Origin of the sequence: Mesorhizobium sp. M2A.F.Ca.ET.042.01.1.1, from assembly GCF_003997405.1 — a bacterium.
In the GTDB taxonomy this organism is placed as follows: domain Bacteria; phylum Pseudomonadota; class Alphaproteobacteria; order Rhizobiales; family Rhizobiaceae; genus Mesorhizobium.
Genome location: NZ_RZRX01000208.1, coordinates 1 through 11,595 on the forward strand (window position 1 = coordinate 1; position 11,595 = coordinate 11,595).

The window sequence follows — 11,595 nt, forward strand, 5'->3', positions numbered from 1 at the left end:
GGCGGGAAGCGGGTGGAGGCAGACACGATGAGCGAAGCGAGCTTTCAGCAGCCGGACCGCAGGCGGCCGGAGCCGCTCTGGTACCAGGTCGAGGAGGCGATCCGCGCCATCGTCAAGAGCGGCGAGTGGGCGACCGGCGACCAGATCCCGGCCGAGGACCGGCTCTGCGCGCTGTTCGGCGTCAGCCGCATCACCCTGCGCCACGCGTTGCGCAATCTGGAGGAAGGTGGGCTGCTCAGGCGCGAGCACGGACGGGGCACTTTCGTGCGCTCGGCTACGCTGGTTGCAGGCACGCGCGAGCTCACTTCCTTCACGCAGGAGATGGGCAATATCGGCGTGGTCGCCGGCTCGCGCCTGCTCGACTGCAGCCTGACGACGGCCAATGCGGCGGCGGCCGGCGCGCTGGAGATCGAGGAGGGCGATCCCATCGTGCGGATCAGGCGGCTGCGGCTCGGCAACAACGAGCCGATCGGCATCCAAACGGCGCAACTGGCGGCCGTGCGCGTACCGGGCTTCCTCGATGCCGGCCTGCTCAAGGGCTCACTCTACGAGGCGCTGGAGCGGCAATACGGCATCGTGCCGGTCGAGGCGCGCGAGAACTACCGCGTCGGCGCCGTCAGCGCGGCTGACGCCGAGCTGCTCGAGCTTCCAGCGGGCAGTCCAGCCTTCGTGGTCGAACGCATCACCATCGACGAACGCGGTCCGTTCGAATTCACCGTCTCGGTCATGCGCGGCGACCGCTACGAGATCCGCTCGACGCTGCGCGCCGGCCGCCTCCCGAACACCAGAAGCTGACACGATCAACAGGAGTACCAAAGTGTCCGACCTCTATATCCCACGCCTCACCGCTCTTCTCGAACAGGCTTCAAAGGCGAATGCCGAAGCCTTCGGCCAGGCTGCGAGCCGTTTCGCCGACACGCTGGAAAATGGCGGGCTGGTGCATCTCTACGGCTCGGGCCATTCGGTGCTGCCGGCGCAGGAGATGTTCCCGCGCTACGGCAGCTTCGTCGGCTTCAATCCGCTGACCGACCCTCGGGTGATGTGGCACAACGTGCTCGGCGCCGGCGGCGTGCGCGAGCTGTTGTGGCTGGAGCGGACCGAAAAATATGCCGAGAAGTTCTTGGACCATCAGCCGCTGAACAAGGGCGATTCCATCATCATCTTCGGTCATAGCGGCCGCAATTCGTCAGGCATCGACACCGCGCTTTATGCCAAGAAGCGCGGCATCTTCGTCGTTGCCGTCACCAGCAAGAACAATCTCGACAAGCCGGCCACGCATTCCTCCGGCAAAAGGCTGGCGGATGCCGCCGACCTCGTCATCGACACCTGCTCGCCGATCGAGGACGCGGTGGTGCCGATCGAAGGTTGGACCCGACCGGTGGCGGGATCGTCGACGGTGCTGGCGATGATCATGGCGCATGAGCTCTTGGCGCGCACGGCCGAGCAATTGTCGAAGCGCGGCATCGAGCTGCCGGTCTTCGCCTCGCCGACCATCGCGGGCGTGACGCTGCACGACACGGACGTCATCTACGGCGTCTACCGCGAGCGTATGATCGAAGCGCAGAAGAAGCACCTGCCGACCTTCCAGGCGACGATGCGCGGCGAATGACGATCCTCGGGAGGTGCGTTCGGCGCGCGTCCCGCAACGGTGTCAATACTCGCGCCGGCTGGGCGTGGAATGCTTGGGCGGCGCGTCATTCTCATCGGGATTGGGGATCGGCGCCTCATCGGGAAGCCGATCCGGATCCGGCTCGCGCATCGGCTTGGGTTCCGGGATGGGCGGAGGCGTGGGCGCCGGCGTTGGAGACGGGTCCGGATTGGGGAGAATGGCCATCGCTTTTTCCTTCCGCTCGGCGCCTTGGCAGGCTCTGCGCGATCCCGACAAGCGGGATGTCCTGCCCGACCTGAAAATGAAGAGGCGATCGCCGTATTCAGACGGTTTCGTCAGGAGCGATCGGCGGCGCAAGCTGGCAGAACGGCCGCGCCGGCGGATGGTTCCCACACGATCGCGCCGGCAAATGGCGACAGGTGACGATCAAATGATTTCGCGGGTCCGTTTCGGCCCTTGCCGGCGTTGGGCGGCGCCTTAGTTCCCAGTGTGGGCGGGTGATCATCTGTCGATACAGGAGACGGCCGTGAAGCACCAAACCCTTGACCAAATCAACGCCGTTGCCGACGTTCACGCCGAAGCACCGGCTCTCATCGCCAACCGGGGCCAGCGCCTTGAGCGCTGGGCGCAACTTCTCGAACAAAGCCCCAGCCGCCGCCTGACGGCGTTGGCGGGCACCGAATACGCTCCACCCGACGTGCGTGAAAGAATGCGCACCGACGGATCGGCGATCACCGTCGCATTCGAAGACCCGATCTTCCGTGCGCAGGGCCTGCAGGATGACACGTATGGCGAAGCCAAGCGCTTCTTCGAGATGAGCGACTGGCAACTGCATGAGGTTGTCTGCCATTGCCATGTCGGCGCCAACATGCCGGCGCGCTGGGCGGCGTCGCGCGTGCGCGCGGCGGTCTCTCCGGGTGCAGGCATCTTTGCGTGGCTGAGAGCTGTGTTCATGCACTAGGCGTGCACCTACGCACCGGGGCGTTGGTTCGAGATCTTGATAGGAGTAACGGAGACCTGGCGAGTTCTCCGCCTTCCTTGCGTTAGCGGTCGATCTCGCCGAAGACGATGTCGAGCGAACCGATGATCGCCGCGACATCCGCCACCATGTGCCCGCGCGACAGGAAATCCATCGCCTGCAGATGGGCGAAGGATGGCGCCCGTATCTTGCAGCGGTAGGGAATGTTGCCGCCGTCGGAGACGAGATAGACGCCGAACTCGCCCTTCGGCGCCTCAACCGCGGCGTAGACCTCGCCACGCGGCACGCGGTGGCCTTCGGTATAAAGCTTGAAATGATGGATGGTCGCTTCCATGGAGCGCTTCATGGTGGCGCGCGGCGGCGGCGTGATCTTCTGATTGGCCACCGCGACCGGGCCCTGGCCATCGGCTGAGCGCAGCTTCTCCAGGCACTGCCGCATGATGCGCACCGACTGGCGCATCTCTTCCATGCGTACCAGATAGCGGTCGTAGCAGTCGCCGTTCTTGCCGACCGGGATATCGAACTCCATCTCGGGATAGCATTCATAGGGCTGCGCCTTGCGCAGGTCCCAGGCGGCGCCCGAGCCGCGCACCATGGGCCCGGAGAAACCCAGGGCCCATGCGTCATCGAGCGAGATCGCGCCGACATCGACATTGCGCTGCTTGAAGATGCGGTTGTCGGTGAGCAGGCCTTCGAGATTGTCGCAGACCTTCAGGAACGGATCGCAGAAATTCCAGATGTCGTCGAGCAGTTCTTCCGGCAGATCCTGGTGCACGCCGCCGACGCGGAAATAATTGGCGTGCATGCGGGCGCCGGATGCGCGTTCATAGAAAACCATCAGCTTCTCGCGCTCGGCGAAGCCCCAGAGGGGCGGGGTCAAAGCGCCGATATCCATGGCCTGCGTGGTGACGTTGAGAAGATGCGACAGCAGCCGCCCGATCTCGCAGAACAATACGCGGATCAGTTGCCCGCGCCGCGGAACCGATAGTTCCAGAAGCTTTTCGGCGGCAAGGCAGAAGGCATGCTCCTGGTTCATCGGCGCGACATAGTCGAGCCGGTCGAAATAGGGCAGGGCCTGCAGGTAGTTCTTGTATTCGATCAGCTTCTCGGTGCCGCGATGGAGCAGGCCGATATGCGGGTCGGCGCGGTCGACGATCTCGCCGTCCAATTCCAGCACCAGCCGCAGCACGCCATGCGCGGACGGGTGCTGCGGCCCGAAATTCAGGGTGAAGTTGCGGACTGCGGCTTCGGTCATGGCGACCTCCGCAAGAGTGAGGATCGAAGGCGGGACGCGGTCGCTTGGCTGCTGGCCGGTCAGGCCGTCGTCTGGATGATCAGCGTCAGCGTGCCGTCACCGTCGATGTTGGCTGCGACGACCTGCGAGGAATTCAGCCCGTTCGCATGCAGGACCGACGTCGCCTCGGGCGAGGCATCGACCGAGTTCTGCAGCTTGGCCAGCTCCTTGGCCGTCGTCCTGGTGACTATGGCCTCCGCCTGCGCCTTCACTTCCGAAGGCAGGTCCTCCATCGCCACCACGACGATGTTGGTGACGTTCTGGGCGGCATCGTCCTGGCCAGGCTGGCCGGACTGCGGCTGGCCCGGGATGGGCTCCTGGGCAGGAGGCGGGGCTTGCGGCGGCTGCGGATCGGCGCGTTGAGCAGAAGCGGGCTGCGCCAATGCCATTGCCGACAGCGTCAGGACCATCGTCAAGGTGCGCATCGTCTTTCCTTTCGATCTCGAAATCTGACGACACAACCCCCGGGGCCGGGTGATAGTTCCCGTAAAGTCGTGACAGCGGCCGCTTAAGAGACGCGCATCGTCCGGAAGGTGACGGAGTAGCGGTGTTGCGCGACAGGCGGGATGGAGTGTTCCCACTCGTTTCGCGACGGGCCGGCCATGAGATAGACCGACCTGGGCTCGACGTCGATCGTCTCACGGTCCCATGCCGCGCCGCTCTTGCGGCGCAGCCGGAAGCTGCAGGGCGCCAGCAGGGAAACGCCGGCGACCAGCTCGAAATGCGGCTTGTCCCGATGCCAGCCTATGCCGGCGCCCGGGCGATATTCGTTGATCAGCACCTGCGCGAATTCGCTCGCCGCGACGCCCGCGAATTCGGCGACCTTGGCGCGCAGCGGCAGCAGGAAATCCGGAATGGGCGGCGCTTCGAGCACCTGGCGGCGCTCATAGTCATAGCGCAGGCCGAAGCCGACGACCTGCCTGTTGGCTAGATGGCCGTGAAAATCGAACGGTTTGAAAGGCAGGCCACGGAAATGGCGGACCAGTTCGTGCTCTTCGTCACGGGTGATCAGTTCAGGCTGGTAGGAGAAGCCTTCGGGCAGGCTTGCGGGCACCGCGGGCGCACCAAAGAGATCGCCCTGGCGGGCGCTCTCTTTGGTCGGGCGTTTGGCTGATGACATGCGGCTCAGATAGGCGGTCGGAGCGCTTGTGCAAGGCCGCTCCCGGCTCGCGGAACCTGGAGATGCGTGAAGGGTTAGGATGGAAGCAGGATGCCGGCCATGCCTTCCACCGCAATCCAGAACATTCACTATGATCCGTCGCGGCGAGTCCTTTCGGTGTGGTTCGTTCCGAGCGGCGACCGCTACGACTATGAGGATGTGGAACCCGAGATCTACAAGGCAGCTTTCTCAAAAGGCCAATTCTTCAACGAGTTCGTGCGCGATCGCTTCAGATACCGCCTCGTTGGACGTGGGCGCCGGCATTGAGTGCGAGGGCGCCGCATCTTGACGCCGCGGCGCCGTCAGCCGGTCGTGGGCGCGACGATGCCCATCACGTGCTCGGCGATCGCCAGGCTGGCAGTCAGGCCGGGGCTTTCGATGCCGAACAAATTGACGAGGCCGTCGACGCCATGCGTTGCGGCATCCTGGATGACGAAATCGCTGTTGGCGTCGCCTGGGCCGGAGAGCTTCGGCCGGATGCCGCTATAGGCCGCCTGCAGGCTGCCATCGGGCAGATCGGGCCAATATTTGCGGATCGCGGCATAGAAGCGCTCGCCGCGCGCCGGATCGACGCGATAGTCGATCGTGTCCGTCCACTCGACGTCCGGTCCGAAGCGGGCGGCGCCCGCAAGATCGAGCGTGAGATGGACGCCGAGCCCGCCGGGCTCAGGCACAGGATAGATAAGATGTGAAAAGGGCGCGCGCCCGGCAACCGAGAAATAATTGCCCTTGGCGTAGCGAAGCGTCGGCAGGAATTGCCGATCAAACCCTTCGAGCGAGCCTGCCAGGGCGACGGCGCCCAGGCCGGCCGCGTTGATAAGGCGCGGTGCGGCGATCTCGAACTGCTCGCCGCTAGCCGCGTCCATCGTCCGCACCACGATCCTGCCCGGCTCGACGCGGCCCGAGACGATGCGGGTGTTGAGCGACAGCGTTGCGCCGTAATTCTCGGCGTCGCCGAGCAGGCCGAGCATGAGCGCGTGGCTGTCGATGATGCCAGTCGACGGTGAAAGCAGCGCCATGGTGCAGTGAAGCGCCGGCTCCAGGGCTTGCGCTTCGGCGGCGGAGACGAAGCGCAAATCGTTGACGCCGCAGGCAGCGGCGCCAGCCTGGATCGTGGCAAGCACGGGGTCCTGGGCCTCGTCGGTCGCGACGATCAGCTTGCCTGCGTGGCGATGCGGGATCGCGCGTTCCGCACAGTATCGGTACAGCATGCCGCGGCCAGCGACGCAGAGCCGGGCCTTCAGCGACCCTCGCGGATAATAGATCCCGGCGTGGATGACTTCCGAATTGCGCGAGCTCGTCTCGGTGCCGATGGCATCCGCGGCCTCGAGGATCAGCGTGTCGAGACCTTTGGCGGCCAATGCGCGCGCGACCGCCAGACCAATCACGCCTGCGCCGGCGACGATGCAATCGACTTGTTCCATGCTCCAACCCAACTGCGCCATTAGTTCCGCGACGGTCGCGGATTGTTGGCGCTATCGATCCTGGCTTCGCGGCTCTTGCGATCAGCCTTCGCGATGAGGCATCAGCCGTGACAATGCAACGCGGAACTTTCGGATTTCTCAACGAGGAATCCCGTTCTATTTCCGCTTTGGACCCCCAGACAGGACCCCACCATGATGGACCCCCGACCGAATTCCCCTGAAGCCCGCGATATCCGCTACCACATGCATGGCTACACCAACGCGCGCAAGCACCAGGAAACCGGTCCGCTGGTCATCGAAAAGGGCGACGGCGTCTATGTCGAGGACATTGCCGGCAATCGCTACATCGAGGCGATGGCGGGCTTGTGGAGCGTTGCCGTCGGTTTCTCGGAAAAGCGGCTGGTCGAAGCCGCGACGAGACAGATGTCGAAGCTGCCCTTTTACCACGACTTCGGCTCGAAGGCGCATTCGCCGCTGATCGACCTGGCCGAGAAGCTGGTGCAGATGGCGCCGGTGCCGATGAGCAAGGCCTATTTCACCAATTCCGGTTCCGAGGCCAACGATACCGCGATCAAGATGATCTGGTACCGCTCGAACGCGCTGGGAGAGCCGGCGCGCAAGAAGATCATCAGCCGCAAGCGCGGCTATCATGGCGTCACCATCGCCTCGGCGAGCCTGACCGGCCTGCCCAACAACCATCTCTCCTTCGATCTTCCGATCGCCAACATCCTGCACACGTCGACGCCGCATCACTGGCGCGACGCGGAGCCCGGCGAAAGCGAGGAACAGTTCTCCGCCCGGCTCGCCGACGAGCTGGAAAAGCTCATCCTCGCCGAGGGGCCTGAAACGATTGCAGCCTTCATCGGCGAGCCGATCATGGGTGCCGGCGGCGTCGTCGTCCCGCCTGCCGGCTACTGGGAGAAGATCCAGGCGGTGCTGTCGAAGTATGACATCCTGCTGGTAGCCGACGAGGTGATCTGCGGTTTCGGCCGCACCGGCGAGTTGTTCGGCTCGCAGACCTTCGGCATCAAGCCGGACATCATGGTGCTGTCGAAGCAGATTTCCTCCTCCTACCTGCCGATCTCGGCGCTGCTCATCAACGACAAGGTGTTCGAGCCGATCGCCGACGAGAGCAACCGCATCGGCACTTTCGGTCATGGCTTCACCGGCGGTGGTCATCCGGTCGCCGCGGCGGTCGCGCTGGAGAACATCAAGCTGATCGAGGAGCGCGACCTTGTCGGCAATGCGCGCAAGGTCGGCGCGCATCTGCAGGCAAGGCTGCGCAAGCTTGCCTCGCATCCGCTGGTGGGCGAGGTGCGCGGCGTCGGCCTCATCGCCGCCGTCGAGCTCGTCGCCGACAAGGCGACGAAGGCGCCCTGGGGCAAGCCGGCGGCGCTCGGCGCGCTGGTCAACGGCTTCCTGCAGCAGAATGGCGTCATCTCGCGCAACATGGGCGATGCCATCGCCTTCTGTCCGCCGCTGATCATCACCGAGACCCAGATCGACATGGTGGTCGATGCGTTCGAGCGATCGCTCGCCGCCGCCCTGCCGCAGGTTCATCCGCAGGGCTGAAGAGACGATCGGCGCCCGATGTCCTGGCGCCTTTTCCCTCGCTGATCGGCAAAGTGTTTATGGGCCTCTCGCTGTCGGTATCCATAATCTGTTCGATCCATGGAAAAATTGTTCGGTGGCGAGCCCTCCAAGGGTCGACGGTTCCTTCTAAGACGGGTCGGAGTCCATAAAAATTGTAGACATTGGACTCTGGTCGTCGACATACCGAGAAAGTGCCGCAGCATGCCCAATCCAACCGTTGTCGGTTTCTCCGGAAATTTCACCCGGCCCTCGAAGACGCGCGGCTTCGTCGAGCATGTCGTCAGGGATATCGCCGTCCGCAACAATCTGTCCGCGAGCACCTATGACATCGAGGATGTCGGCGCCTCGCTCGGCAGCGCCAAATGGGCGCGCGATCTCGATCAGGAGGGCCGCGACGTCCTCGACAAGGTCGTCAACGCCGATGTGCTGGTGGTCGGATCACCGACCTACAAGGGCAGCTATACGGGCCTTTTCAAGCACTTCTTCGACCTGCTCGACCCAGCCGCGCTCAGGGGCAAGCCGGTGCTGCTGCTTGCCACCGGCGGCGGTGAACGGCACGCGCTGATCATCGAGCACCAGCTTCGGCCGCTGTTCGGATTCTTCGAGGCGCTTGCTTTGCCGACGGGGGTTTATGCGACGGACAAGGATTTCGCCGATGGCGTTCTCGTGTCCGAAGCGATCCGCAAACGCTCCGCGCAGGCGGTCGAGGAGGCGGGTTATGCGCTGTTGCGCCGCGCGGGCGGTCAGCGGGTCGCGGCCGAATAGCCGAGGCCTCTGGCAGCGCGACGTTTCCCGACGAGTGAGGGCATGTCCCAAGGAGTGAGGGCATGGCCGATACGCCATCGGGCCAGCCGGCAGGCGATACGATTATCGCGCCGTTTCAAGCGCACCCGAGATGGCGGGCGAAATTGGACGGCTAACATTGCCGGTTGCAATACTGCGAGACGCTCCTTGGACAGGGCTCGCACGAGCACAGATCTATATCCCCGACCAGTTCGATGCGATCACGAGTTAGTTCCATCGCCATAGTCGGAAGCGGCTGATATCCGCGAGGAAATCAAACGCTTACCTACATTAGGACTTGCTGGTATAAGAGGTTTAGTCAAGGCTGGTTTGTCCACGTCGGGAAATTTCAAGCTGAGACACTGTCGACATTTGACGATTTGGTGCGCCGAGTTGGCATAACCTGGCTGAGGGTGTGCGATGACAGAAGTCTCGATACGCCGAGCAGACTTCATGATGGTCCTCGCCTATGCCTCGGATCTCGCGACAGGCCATTCCCGCGACTTCGCGCTGAAATCCTGCGTGCTGGCAATGCGGATCGCCGAGCTTGCTGGCGTTTCGGAGCAGGTTCGGCGCAATGCCTATCACCAGTCCATGCTGCGTTATGTCGGCTGCAACGCGGACACCGACCTTCTCTCGGGTCTCTTCGGCGACGAAATCGCGCTTCGCCAGGACCTTGTCGGTCTCGACATGGGTAACCGTGCGGAACTGGGCAGGGTCTTCGTGCAGGCTTTCAAGCGGTTCTATTATGATCTCGCGCCTGACGCGCAGGCCAGGGCGATCGAGGCCGCGATGTCGCAGGCGCTCGCCGTGGCGCGCCCGGTTCTGACAGCCCATTGCGAGGTGGCGCAGCGGATCGGCGAACGCCTTGGTCTCTCCGACGAGATCCGGCGCAATCTCGGACAGATCTACGAGCGCTGGGACGGCAAGGGCCTGCCGCGTGGACTGAGTGGCGAGGAGGTCCTGCCCGCCGTGCGCCTGATCACGCTGGCGCAGGATGCGATTGCGCTCAGCGATGCCGTCGGCATCGACGGGATGGCCGAGACCATTGCCAGTCGTGCCGACGGCCCATACGAGGCCGATCTGGCGCGGCTCGTTTCCGCCAATGCGGCGATGCTGATGAAGGGTATCGGCGCCACGGTCGACCGCGAGACCATCCTGGCGCTGGAGCCGGATCCGCCGGTGACGCTGGACGAAGGGGCTTGCGACGAGGCGTTCCTCGCCATCGCCGACATGATCGACATGCGCATGCCATTCACGCAGGGCCATTCGCGGATGGTGTCGGAGCTGGCCGCCGGTGCTGGAGCAAGGATCGGTCTGCCCGCCGCCGATGTCCGCGCGCTGCGCTGGTCGGGCTGCATCCATGACATCGGAGAGCTCGTAGTGCCTGTGGCGACTTGGATGCGCAACGGCCCGCTATCGGTGCGCGAGCGCGACGCCGCGCAACTGCATGCCTATTACGGCGAGCGGGCGCTGGCTTCCTTCGGCCATGACGGCGATGCGATGGGCGCGCTCGTGTTGCGTCATCACGAACGCCTGGATGGTTCGGGATATCACCGCAAGGTCGGCGGCTCCGACCTCTCCCCGGCGGCGAGGATATTGGCCGCTGCCGAAGCCTTCCAGACGTCACGCGAGGAACGTCCGCACCGCAAGGCGCTGTCCAGCGAGGCGGCGGCGGCACAGCTGCGCGCGGCTGTTCGTGACGGCTGTATCTGCCCCGACGCTGCCGAAGCCGTGTTGTCATTCGCCGGGCAGCAGTCGCGCCGGGCCTTGCCGCGGGCGGTGGCCGGCATGACGCCGCGCGAAATCGAGGTGCTGCGCCTGATCGCCGCTGGGCTTACCGCGAAGCAAGTGGCTCGGAAGCTGGATATCTCGCCCAAGACCGCGGACCATCACATCCAGGCGGTCTACGCCAAGATCGGCGTGGGCACCCGTGGCGCAGCCGCGCTCTACGCGGTCGAGCATGGCCTTGTCCGGCCGGGCGAAATGCCGGCATAGGGAATTCACCCCATGTGCGCCCGCTGCAAGGCGCGCATCGTGCTCCTGTCGACGGACCAATGGTGGCCGCGACCGACAGGAGGAAATCCGATGCTTCTCGCAACGACCAAGGTGGCGGACGTCGACCACTTTATCCGCATCTTTTCAACCAAGGGCGCCGACAAGCGCCGGCTTCACGGCTCGAACGGCGCAACCGTGTTCCGCGACCCGAGCGAACCGGACCGCGTCTGGGCGATCTTCGATTGGGACGCCGAGGGCTGGAAGAATTTCGTGTCGGATCCGGAGGTGCCGGCGATCCTTCAGGAAGCCGGCCATGTCGGCAAGCCGCAGGCAGCACTGCTGCTCGGGCACTACGAGGCCTGAGGTCCACGCCGCGCGTCGCCTGCCGTCGGGGCGGCGCCTCCGGCAAAATCCAGAACATGAAACCGGTAATCGGAGATTTCAAATGGATCCGAAACCCATCAAGATCGGCCTCATCGCCGAACTGACAGGCCCATTGTCTTTCATGGGCATCGCAAACGCGAACCTCACCATGATGCTCGTCGACGATATCAATGCCAAAGGCGGCCTCCTCGGCCGGCCGGTGGAACTCGTCATCGAGGATGGCGAGACTATTGACAGTGTCGCCAAGGCAAAGGCCGCGAAGCTGGTCGACGTCGACAAGGTCGATGTGATCGTCGGCGGCATCTACAGTTCGACCCGCCTCGCGATCAAAAGCGAGGCGGTCACGCGGGGCAGGACGCGCTACATCTATAC

At 64.3% G+C, this 11,595-nt stretch carries 14 protein-coding genes; 9 read left to right on the plus strand and 5 right to left on the minus strand.

The window, feature by feature from the left end; genetic code table 11:
- The coding region (locus tag EOA23_RS25555) for a GntR family transcriptional regulator (RefSeq protein ID WP_348628583.1) at positions 1–795 on the plus strand (795 nt) is incomplete at its 5' end.
- 22 nt (positions 796–817) lie between these two features.
- Positions 818–1,609 carry an SIS domain-containing protein gene (locus EOA23_RS25560; protein WP_126064436.1) on the plus strand — a complete coding sequence of 264 codons (792 nt, stop codon included), beginning with the start codon at positions 818–820 and terminating at the stop codon, positions 1,607–1,609.
- A gap of 42 nt (positions 1,610–1,651) precedes the next feature.
- On the opposite strand, the gene EOA23_RS25565 is transcribed toward EOA23_RS25560, so the two are convergent.
- A complete protein-coding gene (locus EOA23_RS25565) occupies positions 1,652–1,834 on the minus strand; it encodes a hypothetical protein (protein WP_126064437.1) in 183 nt (60 codons plus the stop codon).
- Positions 1,835–2,135: 301 nt separating this feature from the next.
- Here EOA23_RS25565 and EOA23_RS25570 point away from each other — a divergent pair, with 301 nt between their 5' ends.
- Positions 2,136–2,570 carry a hypothetical protein gene (locus tag EOA23_RS25570; protein ID WP_042639475.1) on the plus strand — a complete coding sequence of 145 codons (435 nt, stop codon included), beginning with the start codon at positions 2,136–2,138 and terminating at the stop codon, positions 2,568–2,570.
- Positions 2,571–2,652: 82 nt separating this feature from the next.
- On the opposite strand, the gene EOA23_RS25575 is transcribed toward EOA23_RS25570, so the two are convergent.
- The 3 genes from EOA23_RS25575 to EOA23_RS25585 form a co-directional block, all read right to left on the minus strand.
- Positions 2,653–3,843 (minus strand): NADH-quinone oxidoreductase subunit D, encoded by a 1,191-nt coding sequence (locus EOA23_RS25575; RefSeq protein WP_127306186.1) that lies wholly within the window; start codon positions 3,841–3,843, stop codon positions 2,653–2,655.
- Positions 3,844–3,902: 59 nt separating this feature from the next.
- On the minus strand, positions 3,903–4,307 hold the full coding sequence (locus EOA23_RS25580; RefSeq protein WP_127306187.1) for a hypothetical protein: 405 nt from the start codon (positions 4,305–4,307) through the stop codon (positions 3,903–3,905).
- 83 nt (positions 4,308–4,390) lie between these two features.
- Positions 4,391–5,002, minus strand: a complete 612-nt coding sequence (locus EOA23_RS25585) for an alpha-ketoglutarate-dependent dioxygenase AlkB (protein WP_127306188.1) — start codon at positions 5,000–5,002, stop codon at positions 4,391–4,393.
- A gap of 99 nt (positions 5,003–5,101) precedes the next feature.
- On the opposite strand from EOA23_RS25585, the gene EOA23_RS25590 reads away from it, so the two are divergent.
- Positions 5,102–5,308, plus strand: coding sequence for a KTSC domain-containing protein (locus EOA23_RS25590; RefSeq protein ID WP_127306189.1), 207 nt, complete (start codon positions 5,102–5,104; stop codon positions 5,306–5,308).
- A 35-nt stretch (positions 5,309–5,343) separates the two neighbouring features.
- Here the strand turns inward: EOA23_RS25590 and EOA23_RS25595 are convergent, their stop codons facing one another.
- Complete coding sequence (locus tag EOA23_RS25595) at positions 5,344–6,465, minus strand: NAD(P)/FAD-dependent oxidoreductase (protein ID WP_127306190.1); 1,122 nt, start codon at positions 6,463–6,465, stop codon at positions 5,344–5,346.
- Between the two features lie 195 nt (positions 6,466–6,660).
- Here EOA23_RS25595 and EOA23_RS25600 point away from each other — a divergent pair, with 195 nt between their 5' ends.
- The 5 genes from EOA23_RS25600 to EOA23_RS25620 form a co-directional block, all read left to right on the plus strand.
- Positions 6,661–8,037: an aspartate aminotransferase family protein gene (locus EOA23_RS25600; protein WP_127306193.1), complete on the plus strand. Its 1,377-nt coding sequence runs from the start codon at positions 6,661–6,663 to the stop codon at positions 8,035–8,037.
- Positions 8,038–8,259: 222 nt separating this feature from the next.
- Entirely contained in the window at positions 8,260–8,823 is a 564-nt protein-coding gene (gene msuE, locus EOA23_RS25605) for an FMN reductase (RefSeq protein ID WP_127306191.1), read from the plus strand.
- 471 nt (positions 8,824–9,294) lie between these two features.
- Entirely contained in the window at positions 9,295–10,839 is a 1,545-nt protein-coding gene (locus EOA23_RS25610) for an HD domain-containing phosphohydrolase (protein WP_245474348.1), read from the plus strand.
- A 90-nt stretch (positions 10,840–10,929) separates the two neighbouring features.
- A complete protein-coding gene (locus tag EOA23_RS25615; RefSeq protein WP_027024197.1) occupies positions 10,930–11,202 on the plus strand; it encodes a hypothetical protein in 273 nt (90 codons plus the stop codon).
- A gap of 82 nt (positions 11,203–11,284) precedes the next feature.
- A partial coding sequence (locus tag EOA23_RS25620; protein WP_145966482.1) for an ABC transporter substrate-binding protein occupies positions 11,285–11,595 on the plus strand: 311 nt, incomplete at its 3' end.